At 43.7% G+C, this 25,292-nt stretch carries 27 protein-coding genes; 2 read left to right on the forward strand and 25 right to left on the reverse strand.

All coding sequences use genetic code 11. From position 1 onward, the window contains the following. Positions 1 to 297 precede the first annotated feature (297 nt). The 3 genes from JN11_RS16740 to JN11_RS16750 form a co-directional block, all read right to left on the reverse strand. Positions 298 to 540 carry a molybdenum ABC transporter permease gene (locus JN11_RS16740; RefSeq protein WP_144914400.1) on the reverse strand — a complete coding sequence of 81 codons (243 nt, stop codon included), beginning with the start codon at positions 538 to 540 and terminating at the stop codon, positions 298 to 300. Between the two features lie 59 nt (positions 541 to 599). Continuing rightward, on the reverse strand, positions 600 to 1,661 hold the full coding sequence (locus tag JN11_RS16745; RefSeq protein WP_144914402.1) for a DUF932 domain-containing protein: 1,062 nt from the start codon (positions 1,659 to 1,661) through the stop codon (positions 600 to 602). Positions 1,662 to 1,874: 213 nt separating this feature from the next. Beyond that, positions 1,875 to 2,447, reverse strand: coding sequence for a hypothetical protein (locus tag JN11_RS16750; protein WP_144914403.1), 573 nt, complete (start codon positions 2,445 to 2,447; stop codon positions 1,875 to 1,877). Positions 2,448 to 3,037: 590 nt separating this feature from the next. On the opposite strand from JN11_RS16750, the gene JN11_RS16755 reads away from it, so the two are divergent. Both JN11_RS16755 and JN11_RS24480 read left to right on the forward strand, forming a co-directional pair. Further along, on the forward strand, positions 3,038 to 4,246 hold the full coding sequence (locus JN11_RS16755) for an HNH endonuclease (protein ID WP_144914405.1): 1,209 nt from the start codon (positions 3,038 to 3,040) through the stop codon (positions 4,244 to 4,246). Between the two features lie 20 nt (positions 4,247 to 4,266). Continuing rightward, a complete protein-coding gene (locus JN11_RS24480; protein WP_170227779.1) occupies positions 4,267 to 4,410 on the forward strand; it encodes a hypothetical protein in 144 nt (47 codons plus the stop codon). A gap of 116 nt (positions 4,411 to 4,526) precedes the next feature. Here JN11_RS24480 and JN11_RS16760 read toward each other — a convergent pair whose 3' ends face one another. The 22 genes from JN11_RS16760 to JN11_RS16865 all read right to left on the reverse strand — a co-directional run bounded on the left by JN11_RS16760 (position 4,527) and on the right by JN11_RS16865 (position 25,289). Continuing rightward, the gene (locus tag JN11_RS16760) at positions 4,527 to 4,703 is read right to left on the reverse strand and encodes a histone H1 (protein WP_144914407.1); all 177 of its coding nucleotides are present in this window, start codon (positions 4,701 to 4,703) and stop codon (positions 4,527 to 4,529) included. A gap of 68 nt (positions 4,704 to 4,771) precedes the next feature. Then, on the reverse strand, positions 4,772 to 6,040 hold the full coding sequence (locus tag JN11_RS16765) for a hypothetical protein (RefSeq protein ID WP_246139042.1): 1,269 nt from the start codon (positions 6,038 to 6,040) through the stop codon (positions 4,772 to 4,774). 79 nt (positions 6,041 to 6,119) lie between these two features. After that, a complete protein-coding gene (gene traM / locus JN11_RS16770) occupies positions 6,120 to 7,205 on the reverse strand; it encodes a conjugative transposon protein TraM (protein WP_144914408.1) in 1,086 nt (361 codons plus the stop codon). Positions 7,206 to 7,283: 78 nt separating this feature from the next. Further along, a complete protein-coding gene (locus JN11_RS16775) occupies positions 7,284 to 7,508 on the reverse strand; it encodes a hypothetical protein (RefSeq protein WP_144914410.1) in 225 nt (74 codons plus the stop codon). Continuing rightward, entirely contained in the window at positions 7,505 to 8,128 is a 624-nt protein-coding gene (gene traK / locus JN11_RS16780) for a conjugative transposon protein TraK (protein ID WP_144914412.1), read from the reverse strand. Before traK ends, JN11_RS16775 begins: the two co-directional genes overlap by 4 nt. Before the next feature lie 67 nt (positions 8,129 to 8,195). Then, entirely contained in the window at positions 8,196 to 9,383 is a 1,188-nt protein-coding gene (gene traJ, locus JN11_RS16785) for a conjugative transposon protein TraJ (protein WP_144914414.1), read from the reverse strand. A gap of 1 nt (position 9,384) precedes the next feature. Continuing rightward, positions 9,385 to 10,017, reverse strand: a complete 633-nt coding sequence (locus tag JN11_RS16790; protein ID WP_144914416.1) for a TerB family tellurite resistance protein — start codon at positions 10,015 to 10,017, stop codon at positions 9,385 to 9,387. A 54-nt stretch (positions 10,018 to 10,071) separates the two neighbouring features. Then, complete coding sequence (locus tag JN11_RS16795) at positions 10,072 to 10,728, reverse strand: hypothetical protein (RefSeq protein WP_144914417.1); 657 nt, start codon at positions 10,726 to 10,728, stop codon at positions 10,072 to 10,074. Further along, positions 10,715 to 11,359 carry a conjugal transfer protein TraI gene (locus tag JN11_RS16800; RefSeq protein WP_246139043.1) on the reverse strand — a complete coding sequence of 215 codons (645 nt, stop codon included), beginning with the start codon at positions 11,357 to 11,359 and terminating at the stop codon, positions 10,715 to 10,717. The genes JN11_RS16795 and JN11_RS16800 overlap by 14 nt, the downstream gene beginning before the upstream one ends. 90 nt (positions 11,360 to 11,449) lie before the next feature. After that, complete coding sequence (locus JN11_RS16805; RefSeq protein WP_144914421.1) at positions 11,450 to 11,827, reverse strand: hypothetical protein; 378 nt, start codon at positions 11,825 to 11,827, stop codon at positions 11,450 to 11,452. A 4-nt stretch (positions 11,828 to 11,831) separates the two neighbouring features. Further along, positions 11,832 to 14,315: a TraG family conjugative transposon ATPase gene (locus tag JN11_RS16810; protein ID WP_144914423.1), complete on the reverse strand. Its 2,484-nt coding sequence runs from the start codon at positions 14,313 to 14,315 to the stop codon at positions 11,832 to 11,834. 1 nt (position 14,316) lies between these two features. Beyond that, complete coding sequence (locus JN11_RS16815; RefSeq protein ID WP_144914424.1) at positions 14,317 to 14,640, reverse strand: DUF4133 domain-containing protein; 324 nt, start codon at positions 14,638 to 14,640, stop codon at positions 14,317 to 14,319. 1 nt (position 14,641) lies between these two features. Next, complete coding sequence (locus JN11_RS16820) at positions 14,642 to 14,923, reverse strand: DUF4134 domain-containing protein (protein ID WP_144914576.1); 282 nt, start codon at positions 14,921 to 14,923, stop codon at positions 14,642 to 14,644. 124 nt (positions 14,924 to 15,047) lie between these two features. Continuing rightward, complete coding sequence (locus JN11_RS16825; protein WP_144914426.1) at positions 15,048 to 15,620, reverse strand: hypothetical protein; 573 nt, start codon at positions 15,618 to 15,620, stop codon at positions 15,048 to 15,050. 133 nt (positions 15,621 to 15,753) lie between these two features. Continuing rightward, positions 15,754 to 16,656: an RteC domain-containing protein gene (locus tag JN11_RS16830; protein WP_144914428.1), complete on the reverse strand. Its 903-nt coding sequence runs from the start codon at positions 16,654 to 16,656 to the stop codon at positions 15,754 to 15,756. Between the two features lie 233 nt (positions 16,657 to 16,889). Then, the gene (locus JN11_RS16835) at positions 16,890 to 17,819 is read right to left on the reverse strand and encodes a response regulator transcription factor (RefSeq protein WP_144914429.1); all 930 of its coding nucleotides are present in this window, start codon (positions 17,817 to 17,819) and stop codon (positions 16,890 to 16,892) included. A gap of 11 nt (positions 17,820 to 17,830) precedes the next feature. Then, entirely contained in the window at positions 17,831 to 18,391 is a 561-nt protein-coding gene (locus JN11_RS16840; RefSeq protein WP_144914431.1) for a GNAT family N-acetyltransferase, read from the reverse strand. A gap of 570 nt (positions 18,392 to 18,961) precedes the next feature. Then, positions 18,962 to 19,507 carry an RNA polymerase sigma factor gene (locus JN11_RS16845; RefSeq protein WP_144914433.1) on the reverse strand — a complete coding sequence of 182 codons (546 nt, stop codon included), beginning with the start codon at positions 19,505 to 19,507 and terminating at the stop codon, positions 18,962 to 18,964. A gap of 51 nt (positions 19,508 to 19,558) precedes the next feature. After that, positions 19,559 to 19,810, reverse strand: a complete 252-nt coding sequence (locus JN11_RS16850; RefSeq protein WP_144914434.1) for a GNAT family N-acetyltransferase — start codon at positions 19,808 to 19,810, stop codon at positions 19,559 to 19,561. A gap of 3 nt (positions 19,811 to 19,813) precedes the next feature. Then, positions 19,814 to 22,639 carry a M16 family metallopeptidase gene (locus JN11_RS16855; RefSeq protein WP_144914436.1) on the reverse strand — a complete coding sequence of 942 codons (2,826 nt, stop codon included), beginning with the start codon at positions 22,637 to 22,639 and terminating at the stop codon, positions 19,814 to 19,816. A gap of 26 nt (positions 22,640 to 22,665) precedes the next feature. Further along, positions 22,666 to 23,976 carry a MutS-related protein gene (locus JN11_RS16860; protein ID WP_144914438.1) on the reverse strand — a complete coding sequence of 437 codons (1,311 nt, stop codon included), beginning with the start codon at positions 23,974 to 23,976 and terminating at the stop codon, positions 22,666 to 22,668. Next, complete coding sequence (locus tag JN11_RS16865) at positions 23,973 to 25,289, reverse strand: MutS-related protein (protein WP_144914439.1); 1,317 nt, start codon at positions 25,287 to 25,289, stop codon at positions 23,973 to 23,975. The genes JN11_RS16860 and JN11_RS16865 overlap by 4 nt, the downstream gene beginning before the upstream one ends. Positions 25,290 to 25,292: the final 3 nt, after the last annotated feature.

Consider the following 25,292-nt stretch of genomic DNA (forward strand, 5'->3'; position numbering starts at 1 on the left):
GGGTTTTTGTAGAACATAAAAAGCACTTAAATATCACTTATCAAGCACCTAACGCGCGGGAAAGCACATATATATGTCTATTAATTGTCGGTTTATTCAGCCTATGGCCGATATTATTACAGCACCATCAAAACAAAAAGCCCTAATACGGACATGTATCAGGGCTTTGACCGACAGCAGGAAATTAATCAAACACTTTTAATTACCTTATGAAAATTTGGTTTTCACTTTATGCCCCGCAAGGGGCCGCCCGGAATTTTGGGCGCTCATAGGTATTTTTAAGTACTACCGGGCTTGCTATAAATGGATAATAACATTGATTATACCGGCGACTATAAACAAAGCACCAACGATATTTAGCAGGGTTTCTATGATGGTAGTAAGTACAGCCTTAATGTAACTGCTAAAGATTTGTACGCCTGTAATACTTCGGCGGTTAAACCTGCGCCGTCCTATTTGAAAGCGGATGAATAAACCTGCTATGAGAAGTAGTGAACCGTAATGATTTGGATAGCCTGTACTAAGAAATAAAAGTGTCATAATTTCATAGTTGAATGGTGAATAATACAAAGGGGGGATTACCCCCCCCTTATTGTTAGTTAGTTTAAGGCACTATTACCGTGTTTGGCAAATTCTTTACATAGGTCAAATGCGGTTTGGCTTCTTTGTAAGCCTGTGCCATACATGATGCTTTTAAACTTAGCTTCATCGTCTTTGTAATTGCGCACGTTCTGAAAGTACCCGGTAACAGCGTTATATGCTCCAAATAACGTTCCTTTGGTAGTTACTTCCTGTTGTGTCGGGTTGGTTAAAGCATATTCCATTACGCTACTTACCATATTATTATAGGTAGTAGATAATTCGTCTTGCTTGCCGTTTTGCAGGTTTTGCAATACTTCCTTATTGGGCGCCATTGCTACCTGTATCAAGCGTTTAACCGCGGTATCAGTTATGCGTATCCTTGACCAATCATTAAATACTGCTTCTAATTCGTTGGCTAACTGGTTAGTAATTCCTAATAGGGTATGCGCCTGTTTAAGCCTGTCATTTGCACTTACGGTATGACGTATTTTAATAGAATTACTATGATTACGAATAGCAGCGTTAAGCGTATTTTCACATACTATCCTTACAGGGGTAAAAGCTGCGGTTATGCTACCGTAACCATCGTGCGAAGTGGTCAAAAACAAATACTGTTCTATTAAATCATTCCTGCCAACTTTAATGTAATCGGGAAGTTTTGCCGTAATAAAAATTCGTTCGCCGTTACCTAATGCCCCTGCCGTTTCGTATAAAATGCCGTCCTTACCACCAACAATACTATCAAAGAAATCAAAGGCGTTTACATTCTGCACCACTTCGTAATCATTACCAACTACACCCAAAACCTGCTCGGTATCGGTGCGGATGGTGGCAAAGAAGTTAGGTACTTCAATTTCGGGGATAATAATATCCGTATCGGGGTCGCCTGTATAGTTATCAGTATCGTAGGTAAACAAGGGGCGTTTTTCAACGGTATAATTTAATCCTGCGTGTTTAATCGCTTCTGCGCTGGTTGGGTAATCGCTAATGATCTGCCCTAAATTGTGCCAGGCTTTTTCTTTGACACTAAAAAAGCTGTGCTTTTGTGTCTGTTCGTTATAATTGATGTTATGTGCCATGCTGTTAATTGTTATAGGAATTAAGAAATTCGTTAAACTCAAATTGAAAAAGCATAGGGTTAGACTTTGCCAACTCTTGCGCATAACCAACCCAATAGATTTGATTGGTTAATTCTATAAATAGCTGTATCATTGTCTTAGTTATCAAATGGTTTCACCTTTTGAAATACGCCCTATGTAACATTAATACATAGGGCGTTTCCATTTACTTACTCAAAGAGGGATAACAATACTTGCCTCAACCTCTGCCAGTTTCTCTACACATAGTCCCCTAACTTCGTGGGCGACATAGGCGATAATGAAAGGGTTTTTAGTTACAAACTCTTCGCCGTCATCATCGTGTATTATCAGCTCGCAACGGTGAAAACGGCTATCGCTCGCCATGTCGTCCTTATCTTCGTTTTGGCCAACGGTGAAACTGTCAAGGTTAGCAATAGTGTTTTGCAGCTTGTTCTTTTGTGCAATCTTTTTGCCTAACACTTCTACCAGTTTTACGGTGTCGGCTAACTTTCGTGCCTGTTGTTCCCTAAGCTGTTCTTTCAGTTCCTTTTTGCTTGGTTCTGCTTGTGGCTTGGCTTCTTCTGCCTTGGGCTGTTCTTGCTGTTTTGCGGGTGTTTCGGTTTTGGGTTCTTCCTTTTTAGCCTCATCTTTTTTATCGTTAAAGGCGGTACTAACAGGCAGGTTGTTTATTTTTTGACCGTTGCCTGTATTGTCTGCGTTCTTATCTGTGGCGTTGTTATCTGCTTTATTTATTGCGCCGTTTGTTTTTGCTTCTGCGGTTTTCATGTTTTCCAAATTTTAAATATGATTTAATATTGAATTGACTAATTGCCCGATTGGGGCGTGTGCTTATCTGTGGGGCAACCTGTCGCCCCTATGGGCTGTGTGGGTGGGCTTCTGCCGTTTGCTGTTTTCATGGTGCTTTGTTTTTTAAATCACCCTCGGCTGAAGCCTCCGGTGGCTTTTTGTAAGCACCCTCACCTGAACACGGCGGGCTGAAGGACAAGACTTTGCGGAAAAAAATACTACCCCCGAGCGAAGCGAGGGGTGTGGAGATTTTTTTCCAGCAAACCCGCAGGGCACGGTCTTGGCATTCAGTCCCGCCGTTCAGAAATTTGCTTGCGAAAAAGCCAGTGGAGAAAATGGAATGAGCTAAAGGAAGTTAGAAAAGGGGAATCCCCGGAAATATGGGTCGAGTCCCGCAGGAACGAGGACACGAGGCCCATGTTTTCTCGATGCAGTGAAGCGGCTGAGTGCTAACGAAGCGGCTGGAACTGCTGACCCACAAAGCAGTAAATAATAAGATCAGACCAATTTCGGACGGAATATATGTGTACCTTGACTGTTTTAACAGATTGGAAATTTTAGAACGTTAAATGAACAGTAATACGAAAACGGTGGCTATTTCAAAAACGTGCAGATATTGCGGAAACGTTTATACCAAGAAAGACGGGGAACATGTTTTCCCGTACGGGTTAGGTGGCGAAAATTTATATATAGATTGCGTTTGTGAGCAATGTAACAATTACTTCTCCGGATTGGAACTGGAACTTTACCAGAAATCGTTCTTGGGTCTGATGAGAAGTACTATAGGCGTTGAGGGGTATACGCCAAACGCACGTAACCGTTCACCATTCAAAGCGCCTGTTTTACTGAGTTTTGATGAAAAAAACCAAATCGTTTTTGAAATTGGCCAGCAGTTTAGGATGCAGGTGTTTGTCAGGCCGCAAATTTTTGCTATTGGCGGGAAATATTATGTCGAAGCAGACAGTATGGAAAGCAAACAATTGTTTGCAGATGCATTTGTCAAATGGAAAAAAGAAAACGGAGTACTGACCGCGTGTGTGGAAAAGAAAATTATTCATGTCAAATTCACCATTGCTGACGGACATTATTCCCGCTTGAGTGAACCGGTTAAAAAAGATGTCAAAAAGCCGATTCAATATTGTACCCTGCCTGAAGACCATCATTTGTATGACCATTTAAGCCCGCGCCTGTTCATCGACGATGATGAAAAACTAAAAATAAGAGCACGGACGCTTGTGGAAGCCGAGATATTTCTGGAAGATTTGTTAAATGACACACTGTTTAACAATCAGTATGGCAGTTTTAGCGGCTCCGATCTGAATTCGCCAATAGTTCATGTTGGCTTTAGTTTTGACAGCGTAAAATTTCAGCAAGCCTTGGTCAAAATCGGTCTAAACTGCCTGATCTATTATTTCCCGCAGATCAAAGAGAACCCGTCACTTAATCCCTATATCGGTTATGTCATGCACGGAACGCATGGGATAAAAGGTGGCATGGAGGCTAAAGATCAGTTAATGGATTCGGTGCCGGAAACCCATAATATCTTTTTTTCATCGTGGGAAGGAAACGTCAGGGTGCGGATCAGCCTGTTCAGCGGCCAGTTTGTGTTCGCTTTCTGGATAGAAAATCTGCCTTTATTGGGACATAATAGTTACCATCGTTTATTGATCGATTACCAGCACCGTCAGCATACGTTCCAAGATACTATTGCATTTTTGAAGTCATTTCCTGTCGGTAGCCAAGCAAATGAGCCATTATCAGGTCTGGCGAAAAAATAGCTTATCAAAAGCATCTGCTTATGAAAAACCACTCAGGATATGATGAAACGTTGTTTAAAGAAAAATTCAATGTAAAAGACATTGCCATTCCTAAGGAGCATCGTCTTAAACATCGGTTATTAATGAAAATCAATGAAGCCTTGTGGCACGAATTTAGAAGTTAAATAAATTCAAATTGGAGTTGTATAGCCGATCTAATTGCACTTCCGGATTTAAAAATTAACAAAGCCCTGCCAAATAAATAGGCAGGGCTTCCAAGCAGTTAGGTCCAATCCGTCAATTATTTAGCAGCATTCTTCTTTTCAGTAACTGTATTGCGCACTTCCTGCGCGGTAGCTTTTAATTGTTGCATGGTGTTACGGAGCCTGGTTCCGGCGGCGCTGTTGCCTTTGTTGAATTTTTCCGCGTCAATCTCTGCTGATGCGATGAGTTCTTTCAATTTTGCGATTTGTTCCATGATAATGATATTTTAAAAGTGAATAAATATAGTTGGTTTTAAACGGGCAGCAAATATAGGACTTGATTTTATACAGCCATTCCCTGTTCCTGCTCTTTTTCCTTGCCTTTATTTAATTGCAGAGCCTGATCAAGCTTAGGTTCCTTTAAAAATTGTTCACGCTTTTCCGGTTTGCCATCTTCTCTAAAGAAGTTGATTTGCCTGAAACGTGGCGCGGCTTCAATATGTAGCTTCACGTCTTGCCCGTCTTTAACGGTAGTTATCAGCGGCCGGTTACCATTTTCAATAGCTAACATTAAAGCTTCTTGTTTTTTAGGGTCAGCCAGTTCCTTGATCTGGTATTTTTCCAGTGCTTCTTTGGTCGTAAAACCGTAAGATGGAACATGGTATTGGTTGGTGGTATAATTCTGATAACGGTCTTTCTGGCTATCCATATCCAGCTTGATCCAGGCAGCATAAGGCTGGCCCCCTAAGTTTAAGAGGTCATCACGGTAAACCGACCGTCCTTGTATCAGGTTTGCCGCCTGGTCAACGGTGAAGCCTCTGCCGCGTTCTACGAAAAAGGTTTGTGTCTGTGCCGGTGTGCGGAAAGTACGCTGGAAGTCTTTTTCCACGTAATCTACTTTACCTGCTTTCATCGCGGCCAGTTCGGTAGCGTGTCCGGCGTCTTTTCCAGCCGCCAAACGGCTGTCACCTTTTTGGTCCTTGAAAAAGCTGATCGCATCGCTCACATTTTCAAAAGACTTGGTAAGGTTCTTACCGGGTTCTTTTTCATTACGTGTAATAATAAAATATTTATGGCCCTCTTCCAAAGCCTTGCCTGTATTTAAAGCTACCGCGAACTTATTCAAATAATAATTATCCGATTGGCCGGATTGCCTGAAGTGGGCGGTCACATCCACCTGCCCTTTATTACCTTTTAGTTGTTCGGCAACGGTAAACTCGGGTAAGCCTTTTTCCATTTTTTGCTGTGCTTCATCAATGGCTTTCTTACTGAAACGCAGGTCTTTCATTTCGTTTTGGATGTTCTCTAAATTGTTCCTGTTCATATCAATTTTGTTTATGGTTAATGAATTTGCTTGTTTTATTTCTTCCAGTAACTGGTCAACGTGCCGGTAGTAAATGGGGTAATCCGCGTCCCCCGGCAGGTAATTATTTCCTGCCGCGTTGTCCAGGTATTCCAAAGCCTCACCGACTTTTTCAAACAAACGCAAGTGGTGCGGCTGTAATTCCATATCCTGCGGCCGAAGTTCAAACACGACATGCGGCATCCCGACATCCTGTGCATCTTCCAGCAGGCTGATGATCGTTTCCGCATATTTGGTTTCAAGTTTCATAAGGTTACATATTAATGCGGAACTGCCCATACAGGCGGATAGTGTACAATTGCTCCAGTTTCCGCGATACCGTTGCTATTCATTTACCGCTCCATTTATCCGGCTGGTTATTCCTTAACAATAGCGGGTAACCCGCTTTCAACTTCGCCTTGATCACCCGTACCTTTTTTGAAAACAAGGTTTTCGCGGCTTCCACACCGGCACCTGCCGCCTGGGTAGCCATCGATTGGTCCATCGTCATGAGTTCCATGCTTTGCACTGCATTGTCTGAACTCGCGCGCATGGCGTCCTGCGTTTCCGCATCGTTCGCCCTTATTCCCGGCATACCGTCGAGGTCATATACCGTCAGGTCAACAGGCAATATGGATGTGCCCAAACGGATATTCTTAATACTGAGCATCACCCGTTGGTTGGTCACCTGGCAAAGCCCGAAAACGGAATGGCCCTTGGGGATGAACTGGCCCTTGATCCTGATCGTATCCGTCATTTGCAGTTCCACTGAAGTGCCTGTCTTCACTTTCCCGCCTTTAACGATAACCGCGCGGAAGGCCTTGTAGATACTGTCCGGCTCGGCCTTCACCTCTTTTTTAATTTGTTCCGTTACCTTTTCCGGGTGCTGAATGTCCTCGATTTTTTCGAGCATCGCGTTTAACTGCTGCATTTCCGGGTCGGGGGCGCTGCCCTTTGACTTTTGCTTTAATAGTTTTTCCAGTTGAGCCATATCCGGGGATGTTGCGGGTGCCGCCGGTGCATAAGCGGGATAACCACTCGTGGTTTCGGGTAAATGGATCTGCCGGTTGATCTCGGCCAGTTTCTGGTTGATTTTAACTTCGCTGGCTTGTGCGCTGTTTACCGTGACCGCTTTATTTTTAGCAAAGCCTGTGGTGTCCCATCCTAAAGCGGCAAATGCGCTGCCGCTGTTGTTTGCTTTAATCGCTGCGGAGTCCCTTTCTGCCTGGTTATACAGCGCCAGCTTGTCTTTCGTCTGCCGATTTTTGAGATGCGCGCCCGGCAGGTTCATGTTCAGCCCCGCGTTTAGCGTTTTACTGTCCGCCGCATTTTTCTTTCCGCCGCCAAACGCCCAAAACAACAACGCGACAAAGGGCAACAACAGCAGCGGCAGCAAGAGCAGCAGTTTCCGTTTGTTCTTTTCTTTTTGTTCCATTGAAAATGATTTAAATGATTAATAATTATTCGTTTGCTAATTGTCTCCTAATGGTACTCATGAGTGCTTCGCAGTTCGTTACATAAATGCCCTGACCAGCAGGTAAAGGCTTAACCCGCCAAAGAGCAGGCAGACCAGTACCAGGAAAACCCATTTTGCCTTTGTGGAAAGGTTAGCCGTTTTCGCGTTGAGGTAAACCGCTATACGGGTTTGTATCTCCCCAAGCCTGTTAGCTGCTTTACTTTTCCAACCAGCCCTTACAGCAGGTATGACCTCCCGCCTGAATTTTTTAAATAGCTTCATTGTTCTGTGTTTTTAACTTGTTCATCCCTGTTTTCCAGTGTCTCCCATTTTTCGATCAGGAAACCATGCGGGTTATTATCCGAACGGGACACATTCCGCAAACAGCCCTGCGTGACCAGGCTGCGTGTAGTAGTTGAAGTGCTGCGAATCAGCTTTTCTGTGGCATAGCACTTAAAAGCGTAGGGATAGGTATTCATATCCAGTTGGATGCTGTCCACGGTAATTTGCTGGCTGATATTGCCGGAAATCAAGTTGGCGTAATAACCACTTTCACGCAGGTTGTCATATTGCCTTTTGGCGCTTTCGTCAGCCAAATACAAGGCCTTCGTCAAATTCGCCTGTATTTCCTTGTCGTCGGGGTCGAGCGTAAAAAAATATTCGTGGAACATTTTGATTTGGTCGCGTGCTTCCACCGGGATATTGTCCTTGCGGTCGGCAGCAATGGCTTCCAATGCTTTCCCGTTCGCCAGGATATAAATATGCGCCTTATAATTCTCCGAACTCCGGTAGCTTTCATAAATCGCAAAGCAGGTGATGGCAATACAGGCGGTTATCAGCAAGTAACTGAATAACTTGATATGACGAAATGCGCTGTCGATATTTTTGAATTGTTGAAACATAAGCCAAGCCCCCCTCTAAATCTCCCCTTGTTGGGGAGACTTTTTTTAGTATTAATAATTTTGTTGATTAGCTTTTACCCGATATTTTGTCTTCCTGGTAGCTGCTTTTGCCCGCGCTGTTATAGCCCTGCCTGAAATCAGCCGGGGCGTTAATGATATTGCTCCGGGCCTGCTCCATACGGCCGCCCGCTGCTGATGCCACGCTGACCGTCGTAGTGGCGGTGGTCGCTGCCACGTTGGTTACCTTATTTAATAAGCCGTTACCGCCATGCGCGTGGATAACATAATTGGCTACGCTGGGGACACAGAAATAACCGACAATGCCAATACATAAAAAAATAAGGTAACACGTATCGGTCGGTGAAAAGAAGGTGTCGCCTGAGCTTTGTATCTGGTTAATGTCAATCTGTAGCATCTGCTGTTGCACCTGCCCGATGATGGCGCCGAAGATATTGGCGATGGGCAGCCAAAGAAAGATGTTGATATACCTGGCTATCCATTGCGTGAGCGTGTGCTGCAAGCCGTCGAATACCGCAAAGCCGAAGACCAAAGGGCCCAATATGGCCAGCACGATCAGGTAAAAGGTGCGTATCGTATTGATACAGAGGATAGCCGCCGCATAGATCACCTGTAAAATCTCCGACATCCACTCCTTGATATCGTTCTTAAAATTGTAGGCTTGCTTGTCCATCCAGAACTTTACGTCGTTGCCCAAAGAGGAAAACGTGCCCTCATTCTGATCGTTCGGGTCATCCGGGTGCGTGTACGCATACCATTTTGAGCGGTCGCCGTTACCGTCATCGCCGACATACATTTGATAACTTGAACTATTTTTTATTGCATCTTCCTTTTGCTGCAATAAAAGCGCAATCGAATTATTACTATTCGTCACCATATTCCCGGTCGTCGTCACGATAGGCTGCATAATGCCATTCATCAGCGAAATGACCGCCGGGAACAATACAATGCAAATCCCCAAAGCAAATGGCCGGAGCAACGGGTAAAAGTCGAGCGGTTCCGCTTGCGCAATCTGCCGCCAGACGCGCGAAGCGATATACCACAAGGCCGCGAAACCCGCAATCCCCTGCGCCGCGCCGATGAGATTTGAACACATGGGGATCATTTGGTTGTACACATTGTCAAGCACCGGCTGCATTCCCTGCAAGCTGCTGGTAATATCCTGCGCACTGCTCAAAAGCGGCAGTTGCAGTAGCAATAGCATGCCCAGGCTCGTGTATAATATTTTTGTTTTCATGTTAAAAGAGTTTTTGAAAGGTATTCGCCTCGTTTTGTTCCTGTTGCCGCTGGATAGCCAGTATTTCCGCCTCGTTATCGAAATTTCGCAGGAAGGTCAATTTGCTTTGCGTATCGGTATAGAGGTGGTCAATGGCTTTTAGGCGTTCGGCATCGTTCATCCGCAGCGTATTAGCGGTCAGGATATTGGTTAGCGTAGTCAGGTTATTGAGGCTTTGAGTCAATAGCTGCACATAGACGTTGTTCAGGTAAACCAGTTCCGCAGCGCTGAAATGGCCGCCCGAACTAAAATTATTGTAGGCCGACTTATACTCCGTCACAATCTCCTCCTGGTCTTCGATAATATCCGCCACCCTTACATAGTTCCGCACCGCCGGGCTAACCGCCATCAGGCTGTTCAGGAAACCGGCATGTAAATTAAAATTGCCTTCGGAAATACTTTTGACCTGCTCATAGCCTTGTGTCAGGATATTATATGTCGTTTTCATATCCGACAGGATAGCTTTCATTTGTGTAAGCTTTTCTATATCCAGGATGAGTTGCTGCATATCCTGCACGGTGGATTGGGCATTAGCTTTACGTGCAGTAAAGCAAAACCCGGCTGTCAGTAATAATAGTATGATAAACTTTTTCATAACCTGTTGATTATTCGTTTACAATTTGTTTTCAACAGCACTCATGAACGCTGTTTAGGGGTTAATACCATAGAGGTTGCCTATTTCCGCCGCATCGTTACCGTCGCGGTTCCGTTGGATGACCAATACCCGCACGTGCCTGCAAAAAGCGCATGTAAACAGGTACTTGTCGTTGATTGCTGAAGTGACCCTGTTGATGCGCTTGATGCGCTCATCATCAGACATGACCAGCCCGCCGGGCGTGAGTATGGTTTGCAATTCAGTCAAGTCCTTGTTGAGTTCAGCAAGTAAGTTTTGCTGTACCGTGCCGATATAAGTTTGTTCCTGCGCGGTCAGCCCGGCTAAGCCATTCAGATCATTAAATTGGCTAACAATGCTTTGCTGTTCGGATTGAATGCCGCTCAAGTCCGTGCTGTTTTTAACCTGCGGATTGATCTGGCTAAGCGAATTGTAATAAGTGGAGTGCAAATTATACTCGCTATTCTTCCAGTTCTTGATCGAACCCCACTCATTTTTCAGCATCGTATAACCCTGCCTAAACTGCACTTCACAGGCATTCAGTGCCACGATCTGCTGTTCGAGGTATTTGATCTGTGTCTTGCTTTGCTGGAACCATTCGGCAAATGTCTGCGCCTGGCTGTTAGCGGCCGTTGCAGTAAGCAGTAGCAGTATTGCGCCAAATAAAAAACCTTTTACCTTACTGTATTCCATAATATTGTCTTAAAGTCAGCACTTCGTTTTCATCCTCGGCCCGCTCGATGCTCAATTGCTCGTTCTGAGTGGTAAATTCCTGCAAATCGTTGTAATTTTTGTCCATGTGGTCGGATGTCTTATTGATTAAATCCATCCGCTTGGCATCGGGCATTTGCGTTTTGCCGGGGTTGATAATAACCAGCACCTGATCCAGGTCCTTTACACTTTCCTGTAAAATCCCCGAATAAACCCGTTCCATATAGGCCAGTTCATCCGCATTGAAATGCTTGTCATTTTTAACGAGCGCCCAGGCTCGGTTATAGGAATTAACCAGTTCGACCTGTTTCGTAGCAATGCCGCTGACTTTGGAGTACCATGCAATGGCCGTCTTAATTTGCCACAATTCGTTATAATATTCACTGAACAGGCTTTGCTGTTTCTGCGACCAGCTTGAAATTTCGGATAGTTTCAGTTGCGATAACTGGTTTTCAAGCGCCTTTTGCGCGTTTTGCAGCCATATCGTTTGATTCTGCATCCGCTGCACCTCCAGGTCGATGGCCTTGATAACCCGGCCAACGGTAGCAGAAATGACCTGCCCAACCACAAGTTGCGCATCCGCTCCTTTTGGTATGGACACGAAGATGGACACGGCTGAAAGTGGTAGAATTACCATATATTTTTTCATGACTCCTCCTTACCTTCCCAAGGGGAAGGATAGTTTAATTCGTTAATAATTTTGTTAATTGATTTTTTGATAAACCGCTCGGTTGACTTTAAGCAAGTGTCTGTCTGGATCGAAGCGGAATATCCGCCCGTTGGTGGTTTCGTCCAGCACATGATTTTGTGTGTCATAAATGCCGTTCAACTGGCGCACCTGCCGGTGTTTTGGTAATAGCCTGCCGTTGCGGATGGCCTGGTAAGTGGTGTTACGGGTTATGAGAAAACTATTGTCCCTGATAAGGGTAATCACTAAAGTGTCATTTGCCTGGGCGTATGCGCTTTTCGCAAAATTGACATAAGTGCCTGGTATAAAAGCTTTAACCTTATCGGCCTGCTTGTTGCAAGCGGCCAGCCAGAACAGCGGCGAAAGAATGATGAGATGCAAATAATTTTTCATGATTTTAATTTTTGGGGTGATTGTTCCTAAGTTCCTGCGCCAGCATGGCGATGCCTTTTTGAATGCTCCCATATTGCCGGGTATATTCCTGAACCTTGACCTTTTCGCTTTCCTCGGTGGTATAGGCAAGATATTCTTCAAGGCTTACTTCCGTCCGGTAAACCTTACTGTATTGACCGCCCAACGAGATAAAGACCTCTTTGTATTTCCTTTTCGGGTCATTGGCCTTGTTCATCGACAGGATTTGCGCTTTTTCCTTTTCGGTTAAGCCTAACAATTCCTGTATCTGGTCAAACTTGTTCTGATATTTGCTTTGGTCAAGTAGAATTTTGCAGTCGCTGTTATTGATAATGGCCTGCTTAACTACAGGTGAACTGATAATGTCCTCGACTTCCTGCGTTACCACAATGGCCTCGCCAAAGAATTTGCGGACGGTTTTGAACAAATATTTGATGTATTCTGCCATGCCTTCTTTAGCAATGGCTTTCCAGCACTCCTCGATCAGAACCAGTTTGCGCACCCCTTTCAGCTTACGCATCTTCGAGATAAACAACTCCATGATAATGAGCGTCACGACCGGGAACAGGATGGGGTGGTCTTTCACCGCATCGATTTCAAAGACAATAAAGCGTTCGTTCAGCAAATCCAGGTTTTCAGTGGCGTTTAATAAGTAATCAAACTCTCCACCCCGGTAATAGGGATTCAGCACATACAGGAAATTCGCCACATCAAAATCTTTTTCCTTCACCTTGCCATCTTCCAACACCTGTAAATACTCTTCCATAAGGTATTCATAGAAAGTATTGAAGCAAGGAAAAACGTCTTTGTACTTTTCAAGGTGCTGAAAGTAACCTGTCAACGCATTGGAGAGCGCCACATATTCCGAACGCCGGAAGTTTTCATCATCCTTTTTCCAGAGCGCCAATAGCAGGGTCTTGATACTTTCTTTTTTCTCGGTATCGAGGATATCGCCGTCCGTTAAATAGAAAGGATTGAATTTGATTGGCTCGCTTTCCGAATAGGTGAAATAATAGCCGCTGACTAAATCACATAGTCCTTTATAACTATGGCCCACATCCACCAAAACGATATGCGTTCCCTGCTCATAATAGCTTCTCACCATGTGGTTGGTAAAGAAAGACTTTCCGCTGCCGCTTGGCCCTAATATGAACTTATTGCGGTTCGTGGTAAAACCTTGCTTAATCGGTTCATCCGAAATGTCTGCGTGAACTGGCTTACCCGATAACCTGTCGCCAAAACGGATACCAAAGGGAGAAATACTGTCCCGGTAATTGGTTTCCAAATTAAAAAAGCAGACGGCCTGTTCCACGAACGTATCGAAAGTATCATTCATTGGAAAATCGGCTTCGTTGCCTGGTAACCCTGCCCACCAAACCTGCGGCGCACCGTCGGTTTCCTGTTTCACGGCGGCATCCATTTGCGCCATTGCCGAACCGACCAGGTTCTTCAGGTCTTTGACCTTTGCCGGGTCGTCCGACCAGGCCAGCACATTAAAATGTGCCTTAACGGGTAGTCGTTGTTCACCAACTGCCTCGTTCAAAAAATCATTACAGGCATCGCTGCCGATAGCGTTTTCGCGGGAATAGCCGGACAGCGATTGCAGGCGTAATTTTTTAGCTTCCAGGCGCTTGATCGTTTTTCCGGCATCTTCAATAAAAAGATACTGGTTCAGGATGTGGTTGCAATTAAGCAACTGGCCCAATGGTGAAGCAAAACCAATACTGAACTTGGTTTTATCCGTGCTGTACTTATCGTAATTGATGCGGCTGCCGCATAAGGCCGGCAGGTCTTCCGCATCCGACAAAGTGTATAATTCGCATTGCTGGTCGCCAATTTGGATGTTGTCCTTCAAATGAATATCGCGGATAATGGGTTGCTGCCCCGGGCTTAACAAAAAACAATATTGCTCGATGATACCCGGCTTGTTGGCCGTGCCCGCCAGTTCATCGTCGTTCATCCGTTTTAAAGTAACAAAGCCGCTGTCGGACAGGATACGTTCAAACTGACCCGTGCAATCCAGAAAGTCCTTATATAACACCGGATTAGTGGTTTGCTGAGGCACAATGGATTTACGCAGGATATTACTGTACACCGATGTTGCAAGTTTACGGTCGGCAGGCTTTTGGGTAAGGAAAATATAACAGCGGTGGGCTAAGTAGGGGCGTTCGTTAAAGAACCGTTCGCTACTCCGTGACAAGAAGCTTTTGCCTGCCTTTTCAAAATCTGCGCGGTAAGCCGTTTCCATAAACCAGTCCTGTTTATGGAAAATACTGAAGGTCGGCAGTAACCGGATGGCCTTGACAAATGCCTGGTGATAGGCTTCATAGTCCCGGTCGGACAATGTAAATATTTCCGGCAAGTTCGCTTCGTAAGCAATCGTGATATCCCCGCTGGCCGAAAGGATTGCGGCGTTCTCTACTTTACTTAATGGCAATAACCGTTCTATATCGATGATAGGTGATGACATGCTACAATTGTTTGGATAAATGAATGAATATGCGCCTTGACCGGAACCGGATACCGCGCGGCAATTGCTTTTTAGCAAAGTGTTTGGACAGGCCGTGTTCGCCAAAACGGTGGCTTAACCGGATAACAGCAATAGACAAGGTCGTGCCCGAACCGCCGATAACCGGCAGGATGATATACATGCTCAAGCCGCAGATATACAATACCGCGAAAAGGATAAGCAGTAAAACCAACCCTACGGCCAGGTAAGCAATATATTGCGCCTTTAAACCCTTAAAGGTGATCGGCTTATTGATGCCTTTATTGATATGATATACGGTTGCCATATTACGATACGCCAAAAAATGATTTGATAACAGTAGCTACTACCACTAAAAAGATACAGGAGCCAAACCAGGCGGCTGCCACCTTATTGGTATCCGGTTCGCCGGCGTTCCATTTGTTGAACACTTTAATAGCCCCGACTATGCCGACAACTGCACCGATAGCATACATCAGCGTGCAGCCGGTATCGAAGTAGCCCTGTATCATTGTCGTCGCAGATTGAATGCCCGCGTTCCCGTCCTGCGAAAAAGCAGAGTCGGCGGCAACCAGCATGGCAGCAAACATTAAGGTCTTTAATAGGGCTTGCTGCTTCGCGGTATAGGGAATATGATTGGTGAAAGCGCATTTAACGGCTTTGAATTTTGATTTTACGGTTTTAAACATGATCGAAAGATTTTATGGTTAATAATTAGTTCCACAAGGCGCTGAGTTCTTCATCGGAAATGGGGAACAGTACATTTTCGCGGATATACTCGTTGATAGCCCGTTCATTGGCCGTGCCTTTTATTTTCGGGTACTTAGAGCTGACGAGGCCGAACAAGGAAATGAAATCCTGTTTGGTGCCTTGCTGCGTTTCCAGGATATGAAATATACTTTTCAGTTCCTCCAGCACATCAGGCACCACGCTTTGCTGCCTTTGGCGCCCCTCGTCCGTGTAGTCATTTTCAAAATCCTCTTTCTCATCCTCTTGCGCCTTGCTTACCCGTGGTGCAAAACCGAATTGCGCCATACTTAACCTCGTCATTCCTTCCGGCAAAACCGATTCGCCCATCAGGTCATTTTCATCATCCAAAGGTTCATCTTCAAACTCCTCGTCCCAGGCATGGCCCAAAGGCTCTGGCGGGTTGCTGTCTTTGTTTTTACCGCTTAAATAATCCTGTACTCTGTGACGGTAAAACAGCAGGATAATGACCGTGTACCAGATGATGCTGAGTACTAAGGCAGCGACCAAAAATTGCTGCCAGGTGAAATGTTTTAACATAATTTTTGTCTTTGTCCTGCCGCCCCATTGCGGCAGGAATTACAAAAGCAAAGGTTGCACGGCTGCAAATTTTCGATTAGGTAAGCTTCGGTAGTACTTTTAAATAAGTCATAATTGGCTTTAAAACAGAACTTTAGTCATCGTCGTTTAGCGCGGAATTTGGTTTTTTCTTACCGGTCGGCACGTATTCGTCTTCATTTTCCATTTTCAAATTGAGGCTGTCCCGCATTTCGTTCAAGTAACGTGTACGGCTTAACCGTTTTCTTTTCCGCAATTCGGCAAACCGTTTGGCAGGTATGCCGATATTAACGTTGAATTTTTCTTCGAGCCAACGAAAGATTTCACCCAAACCGGCAGTTCCATTATTGAGTTTGCCGGTATGGTAAAGCCCTAAGCCGACTTCGGCAAGGTCGATAGTATCGCCTGTCCAATTCATTTCGCGCACTTGCAAGTTGCCGGAAAGCGCCTGCGGGTCGATATTCTTTTTCTTCAGGTGCAACAACCTTTCCAGTACCCAATCCTTTAAAACTTCAAAAGCCTTAAACTTGGAAAAAAGGTAATCGCAACTGGTCGAAAATTCGGGATCAAGGTCGGGCACTTCAGGCAAAAGAATGCTTTGCATTTCGGCCCCTCTTACAAAATACAGGTTATCCAGTTCGGTCGCGTTTAACTTATAATACTGGTAGAGAAAAGCATATTGCCGGAAAAAGCGTTCGATGTAGAATAACTCTTGTTCTAAAAAGGCCGTTTGTTTTTCGGCGTCACCGTAGGGCAGGTTGGTTTCGATATTGTACAATTCCGTGTAATAGATTTGCCATTGGTAAAACGAGGGTTTGATGACTTTGAAAATGGGGATTTCTTCCTCTTTATCTTTGAATTTCAGGTCGCTGAAGTGTGTTCTTAACCTTTTCAGCGCCTCACGGATAAGTTTCAAAGCGGTTGTCCATCTTTGAAAGGGGTCTTTGATCTGGAAACAGGTATGTTCCAAATCTTCTTCCAACTGTTTTAACAGCCGGGTACTGATTTCCTGGATCATTTGGAATGTTATGGATTAAAGTAAATCCTGTTTCGCCCGTTCACTGGCAACAACTTTTCACCTAACAGGATACGCGTAATGATTTATCCATAGCATTCAATTTAGATTTTTAATAGTCGGTTATCATGGTCAAAAATAATTGCCAGTAAAGGGCCGCTCAATACCTCAATACTGTAAAAATGCTTCCTAAATAGGGGAAGAAGCCATGACAAAAGAGGCAGAACCGCTAATAATTAGCGGTTCTGTAATTTGTGAAGTAATGCTGTCCGATTTTTTGCGCCCGTTTTTCTCAAAGCATTTTGGATATGTTTTTTGACGGTTTCTTCGGAAACGACCAGTTGGGCGGCGATTTCTTTATTGCTTTTTCCCTTGTAAACCTGCTGTACAACCAATATTTCCATGCGTGTTAGCCCGTAGTGCAGGCAGTTGGCCATAAATTCATCGCGACTCATGCCGTCGATTGTAGGTTCGGTTTGTTTTTTATTGTATTCGTTTCGTGCGTTCTTGACCGATTTAGTGATAAAGAGTATGGAAATAATCACAATACCCGTATTGGTACAAAGTACTTCTATGGTTTGATTCGCCTCTACCAAGCCGAAAAAGGCCAATGCTGCCCAGGGAGTAACTGCGCAATGCATGGCAATTTCTTCTGCATACTCTTTCCTGTTTCGGCTTTCCCTGTATTTATGCCGGATAGCCCTGAACATGGCCCAAAGTAGAACGACGGCATAGCAAAATGGTACGATCATTCCAATACGTATATCTACATCCAGTTTGCCGTTAATGGCATAAACCACCACAAAAAACACCAAGTAGGGCAGCGCTAAAAATAATGGTACGCCAAACAGGGCGTGCCACCGCAAGGCTTTCAGTTCAAAAGCCTTGTAAAAATAAAAAGGGAAATAAGAAGCCATCAGAAAACCCGTACCATAAGCGATCATTTCCTGTACGCTTACTGCTATAGGTATTTGAGCGTCGGGAAATAAGCCGCCCGTAATGTTATATAACAACATCAGGAATAATAACAGCAAATACCACCCGCGATTTTTATCCCCTGGCCAGTAGAAATAACTGGCCAACTGAAACAAGAACATCAAAATTTCCAGCCCGATAAAAATGGCTGTTATTAACTCGACCTGAGTACCCCATACTAATCTTTCCATAGTAGTAAAGGCTATTGGTGACTCAGAAAATACAGGGTATAGCTAAGCCTCAACTCGTCATATACCTTAAAACCGGCTTTTTCATACCAGGGCAGATTTTCCAAAGTAGAGGTTTCCAGCAGTACCGAACGGTTCTGTGCTTTAGCGTCCGCGATCAGCTCGTATAGAAGTTTAGTGCCGATGCCTTTGTGTTGATAAAGCGGATCAACCCCAATAAACCACAAATAATAAAAAGGGATGAGCGGCTGTTTGGCTTTGATCAGTTTTTCGCGTTCCATCGCTTCGCTGATACCAGCGACACCAATGGCGGAAAAGATCAGTTTAAGGTCGAGCCAAAGCGTTGATTTCTTTTTGTCGGGATACAGGACAAGTGCGCAGGCCTGTCTGTTATCAGAGATATACACCTCGCCGAACCGGTAGCAGACCTCGAAAGAATAATTCATTAAAGACTTGATCCGTTCTTTGCGTTTATCATCCTGGCGGACAATATAATTTACACTCCGGTTTTTTTCAAATGACGAAGCCAGCAGCTTAATAACAAGCGGCTTGTCCAGTTTTGTTGCTTTTTTCATAAGTAGGTAGTAGTAGTTTCCTTATCGGAAACGGTCATCAAAAAAATATTTGGTTTGGCAGAAACGCAGGCGATGACCTGGCTCTCTTAAACATCGGCCCGGCAAGGTCAAGAATAAGGTAGCACAAGTCATGCCCACGTTTTTGTGGACTCTAACTTGCTTCCACCTTATTCTTTTATAGATTTTGCCGGTGTGATGTTATTAAGGGAAGCATTCAGAAAGTGTATATTTATATCAAGTTTATTTTTCCATATTAAAACACTGTTTTTTAAAAAGCGGCATCCTCGCCCGGGGAGGCCGCTTATGAGTTTATTTATAACTGATCATTTTTATTTAAAAATGAAAAAACTAAAAAGAACAAAAGCGAATATCTAAAAACGCATGATATCTTTTAAAAAGCTTTCATTTAAAAAAGTGCTCCCGCACTTAACGGGAGGCACTTTCACATAATTAATTAACCTTAATTATTAACTGATTTTATAAAGAACAAGTAAGTATTTTAATCGCCAACCGGCGGTCTTTGTGTTATTTCATTTTCTTAAAAGGGCAGCCTTCAGGGCCCTTCATAATTCATTTCGTCTTTTTATTTGCCTTCAGAATCATTTCTTTTAGTTTCATACGGGCCTTGAATAAGTTTGATTCAGATGTTTTGATATTAATATTTAGCATTTTTGAAATTTGTTCATGTGAATAACCATCAATAGCATATAAGTTAAAAACGATACGGCAACCTGGGGATAGTTCCTGAACTTTCACTAAAAGGTCGTCGTAACTTAATTTAGTATTGGCATATTCTTCTTTTGTCGTATAATCAGTTGTGTCCAAATTGTCAAAAGATTCGGTTTTTATATTGCTACGGTAATATCCAATTGATGTAATTACCATAATTTTACCTAACCACGTTTTAAATGAATCCCGGCGGTGATACCTTTTTATACTTGTAAAAACTTTCAGGAATCCTTTATTTAAAATTTCTGCGGCGTCATACCGATTATTCGCGTACCGGAGACAAATTCCCATCGCAAAACCATAGAATGTTTGATAAATCATCTTCTGAGCGCTTCGGTTTTTCCGCCGACATTCATTAATTAGTTGTCCAATTTCTGATGTACTCATATTCTTCAATGCCGATGTTGGAATTAGTTGTTTTTGGCTCCTCCGGTATTATTATGGTTCATCCACCAATAAATAGGAAATAAATATCAATTCCTTGTTAATACCCAATTGAGGCAAATAGTGTATCGATTTGAACCCAGCAACCATTTTATTTAATTCACATACAAACACCTCGTGGTCATCATGATTAAAAACGGATTGAAGTTGACTTATCAACTCGTTCTTAGTCGTTTTATAACCCAGGGCACCTATCAATGATTTGATATCCGGGGCGTCATGATAGGTGGCGTTTCTTATTTTCATGGGCTAATTTCTTCTCAAGCTGGTTTCTGGCAGCAATACCAGGCGGATGTAATTGTCGCCGGTAAGGTATTTGCCGGCCATCTCCTTTAGGCTTGCCGGTGTCACATCGTCAAGTAAAGCGTTATAATGGTTTACCTGTTCCATATCTTCATTATTCTGTAGTTGACCATTGATATAGCCCAGCCAAAAGCCGTTGGTTTTTAATTGTGGTTCTAAACTATTTTTTCCCTCCGTCCGCCATTTATCTACGTTTTCCTGCAACGGGCCATCGTTGCGGAGTTTGGCAATCTCATCTAAAGTGGAGGCGATCAACTTGTCTACATTTTGCGGTGCACAGCTAAACTGGATAACAAAACTGTAGCGCTGTTGCGGGTATTTGGTGGTCTGCTCGGACACACTTGGACTGTAAACGCCGCTTTCATCTTCACGCAGCCTTTGCAACAAACGTATTTCCAGGGCTTCCTTTAAAGCGTCCAGTTTAACACTATTTGCCGCACTGTAATCGAATTTGCCGGAAAAGATCAGTAAGACGGTAGATTGCGGTTCACTGCCTTTATATATGGTCTTTTCGATCCTCCCCTCCGGGATATGGATACCCAGGTCCCTTGCCACTTCATGGCCGTTGGTAGATGGAAGAGAACCCAAATATTTTTCCAGCAGGGGCTTGATCACATTGGTATCGATGCTGCCCACAAACGTGAAAGTGAAATTTGAGGCGTCAGAAAATCGTTCTTTGTAGATGGTATAAGCCCTGTCCAAGTTCACTTCTTGCAACTTTTCGAGTGTGGGGCCGGTACGCCTGACGTTATAATTACTCAATATCGCGCTCACCGTGTCGTTGAAAACATTCTTGGGGTCATTGCCCCGGTTAGCCAGTGCCGCCTTACTTTTTTCGATGATGCCCTTAAAGATAACGCTGTCTTTGCGTGGCTCGTTAAACTCTGCATAGATCATTTGAAAAGCGGTTTCCAGGTCCTTTTGTGTCGAACTCCCACTAAAGCCCTGGTAGCGGTCGGAGATATAGGGCGCTACGCCGACCTGTTTTTCTTCCAGAAATTTGCTCAGTTCGGTAGTGTTAAAATTACCCGCGCCCCCGGAGACGATGACGCCAGCAGCATTCGCCGCGCTTTGGTAATCCGCATCGCTGTATAGGGAAGTGCCACCTGGCGCAAAGGCGCTGAATTGGATCTCATCATTTTTATAATCGGTTGGCTTTAGGATAACTTTTACACCATTGTTCAAAGTAATCGTGGTTATGTTCAATACTTTATTTTGTTGCTCATCGATGATCTTACCGGGAATCGGTGAGACGGCAAGTAATGGTAACTTACTCACTTCGTCTTTATAGGGCGACAGGTTTTCGGTTTCGACGGATCTGAGCCAATTATTTACAATAAGTTCATTTGGAAGTGTGTTTTTATCCTTATCAGGCGCCTGGATCAGTACAACTCGGTTTGTAGTAGTGATATATTCGGCAGCCAAATTATTTACTTCACTCAAGGTAATACCCGGCAAGTCCCCGCGTGTCAGTTTTGCCTCAGCTACTATTCCGGGTGCTGCAATATCCTTTAAAAAATAGGCCTGGTACTCCTTAACAAAGCTTTCTGAACTGGTTTTGTCCTTTTCCTGTAATTGTTCATCCAACCCGTTCAGATATGCGGTTTTTGCCCGTTCCAACTCGGTCGCTGTGAAACCAAAGCGTTTGACCCTCTCGGTTTCCCGCCATACTGCTTTAATGCCTTTTTCCAGCTCACCCGGTTTGGCGTTGACGCTGGCAACATAACTGTCCAGACCACCCATAAAACCGGTAATACCCGCGCCGCCACCTACAAAAGGCGGATCGACATTTCGTGACAGTTCAGCATAACGTTCGGCCAGCATCTGGTTGAACAGATTTTGTATGATGGCTTTGCGGTAATCCACCGCCGTTTTTAATGGCAGCATGGGATGTTTTATAATGATCTCTGCTGTGGTAGAGGTCATTTCCTTATCAGTTACGGCGACAAATTGATTTTTGCCGGTTAGTGCTACGGTATATTTTGCCCTTATCCTTTCATGTACAGGGTTTTTCAGGTCACTGAACATTGTTTTAACCACCTTTTCCAGGCTGTCTGCATTGATGTCCCCCACGATGATTAGCGCCTGTAAGTCAGGCCTATACCAGTCATGGTAGAAACGTGCGATAGTTGGTCTTTTGAAATTATCCAGTACTGTATCCAAACCTATGGGTATTCTGACCGCATATCTTGAATTATCTAACAATACCGGCCAATACACCCGCTGCATCCTTTCGCCTGCACCTTTGCCCAGTCTTTTTTCCTCCAACACTACGCCGCGTTCCTTATCGATCTCGGTCGGATCAAGGGTAGCGCTTTGCGCCCAGTCGTGCATGATCAACATACCTTCACGAAGGATATCCGGTTTATCAGACGGCAGTGGCAATTCGTAAACCGTTTCATCAAAACTGGTATAAGCGTTGATATCCGCGCCGAACCGCACACCCGCTTTTTGCAAATAATCTACCAGCTCGTTATGGGGAAAATGCACGGTGCCATTAAAGTTCATGTGCTCCATAAAGTGAGCCAGGCCGCGCTGGTCCTCATCTTCCAACACAGAGCCGACTTTGTTGACCATATACATATACACCCTGTGCTTGGGTTCTTCATTATGGCGGATATAATAGGTAAAACCGTTGGGTAGGTGTCCGACTTTCACCGCCGGGTCCAATGGTAAAACCTGTCCTTTCACAGACATGCTTAAAAAGGTTATACCTAAGAAAATTATTAAGACAGCAAAAGGCAGTCTGATCGATGTGGGTGTTTGTTTCATTTTTTTAATTTTAGGTGGCAGATGGTTTATTTTAACAACTCCAGAATTCCCTCATTTTCGATTAGAATCATTCCATGACGGTCATCGGAAACGCCTTGCGTTAAATTGTAAGTATAGGTTGGTATTTTTCCATTCATCACCGTCGGCAAATAGAAGAACTGAATATGTTCGCCCACATTATCAAATTCTTCGACGACTTCAATAATGTGGGTTGATATGATAAATCCACATTTCTTATATTTCGAAAAGGCTTCGGTTACCGCCAGGGTGGCATCATAGGCATCCTTTACATTAGTTCCTTTAAAGAGCTCATCAAAGATGACAAACAGCTTTTTTGAGGCACTTACGGCTTCAGCAACTTCTTTCACACGTCTTACCTCGGCATAATAATGACTATAACCTTGCGCTAAGTTGTCTGAAACATTGATTGATGTGTACAGTCCATCCTTTACAGAAAAGATCATTTCATCTGCGGAAACAGGAAACCCCATGTGGGCAAGATACATGGCTATGCCAACCGACTTCATCAGGGTGGATTTTCCAGCCATATTTGCACCGGTTAGGAAGAAAACATTTTTGTCCCTGTTTATTTCAAGGTTATTGCCTTTTGCAAACTTAACAAGCGGATTTTTACAGTTGATTATAGACAAATTATTGTTGTCCGCCGACTGAGCAAGTGCATATGAAAATCCTTTTGTGCGGGATACCCCGGCGACAGCAATATAAAGGTCTAAATGGTGCGTAAGATCCACCAGGTCCAGTAAATACTGATTCATCCGCACTCTAAATTTACGATCATAACCGACCATTTTAGAAAAGGATATTTTTTCGGATTTAAACCCTATTACTTTTAGATGATTTTCGAGCAAATCACGGGCATTCTGCAAGTCTTTTGAAACCGGATTTTCGCCCATGAAAGAAATGATATGAAATACCAATTCATTTAGCTGACGGCAAAATTTAAGAGTTGATTGAATTTGCCTGACTCTTAAATTGTATTCTTCGGATACGCCCACCATTTTCATGGTTGCAATCCGCACGGTGCTCACGAGGCTGGACAAAATGCCTACCCCGCCACCTTCAAGATATGTTTCCGCAATTGAAAATGCTTGGGCATCTATTGTAAAAGGAATATTAATCTCCTGAAAATGTTTAAAAATCGAACTCCTTAAGTTGATTGCTTCATAGTCAGTCAATGGGTTATTGAACATCTTTTCCAGAAGCCGGGAAGCTCCGGCCGTTTTCGCACTATTAAAAACGGCATATACAGACTTATTGCTATACCTGTCCAGTAAGTTAAGATCTTGCCTGGTTTGAAAATCAGTGAAAAAAGTCATATTTTATCTTGATTTTGATTAAGTATATCCAGTATACCTTCATTTTGAACGATAAGCATTCCATGGCGATCTTCCGTTATGCCTTTCTGAATTTTATAATTATAAAAAGGCTTGCCATCCTTCATTGAAGTTGAAAGGCATATAAACGAAATGCTTGGGTACAGTGGCCTCAGCTTTTCACCAGCTTCAATGATGTGTGTTGAAATCATAAAAATGGAATCATTTTTTTTCGACAAGGCGGACGTAATTGCAACCGTTGCATCAAAAGCGTCTTTGACATTAGTTCCCCGGAACAGTTCATCGACGATGAGCACCATCCGTTTACCTTTTTGCAGATATTCAGCCATTTTACGTATCCGCACTACTTCTGCGTAAAAATGACTATGGCCAATACTCAAGTTGTCAGACAAATTTATCGTAGTCAGTAAGCCATCAAAAACGCTGAAAGTCATTCGTAAAGCAGGAACGGGAAATCCTATATGCGCTAAAAACACCGCAATACCGAATGATTTCATAAAAGTTGACTTTCCGGCCATATTTACGCCGGTTAAAAAAATCAAGTTCTTGCCGGCTGTTGCTGCGATGTCATTCGGGACCGCGCCTGGAAGTAAAGGATGCCTTAATCCGGTTATTTCTAAAATTGGCTCTGGGCTATCCTGTACTTTAGGAAAAGTGAGTCCATTTGCCTTTGCAACCTCTGCCACAGTAATATTGACATCGAGTGAATAAATTAGATAAAGCAGTCTTTTCAGCTTTTCCCGTTTTTCGAATCTAAAATAACGGTCAAGATCAGTAAGCTGGCGCCAATTGATTGTTTCATAACCCGGAATCACTTCGCGGACAGCCTTAAGTTCGGCATAAGTATCCTGATAAGGACTTACTTTAGCTTTACTTCCAATTTTGTCTAAAAAAGCTTCCAGCTCTTTTCCAATACTGATCACTGCTTTTATCGCAGCTATTTGAAGTTGAGTTTGTGAATTGGGTTGAATAAATTCCTTTAAAAATTGGGCGGGAGACCTTTTTTTGTATACCAATAAGCTACGCTCATCCGTATCTTGCAAATATTGGTCCGCCAAATCCAGGTTGATCACACTTATCGGAAATTCCAGTTGCAGTTCATGGAAAAATTCAAACACTTCAACTCTCTTTTTTATAGCTTTCGCCGAAGCTAAGGGGTATTGAAACAATTCATCCAGCTGTTCGGCGCCCCCCTTTGTTTTGGTAAAATTAAAGAGCGACTGTACCGCCCGTTTTCCTTTTTTACCGGGAATTTCAAGGTCGTTAAGGGTTTGTTTATCTATAATAAAGCTCATATG

Source organism: Mucilaginibacter frigoritolerans (genome assembly GCF_007830615.1).
GTDB classification, from domain to species: Bacteria; Bacteroidota; Bacteroidia; order Sphingobacteriales; family Sphingobacteriaceae; genus Mucilaginibacter; species Mucilaginibacter frigoritolerans.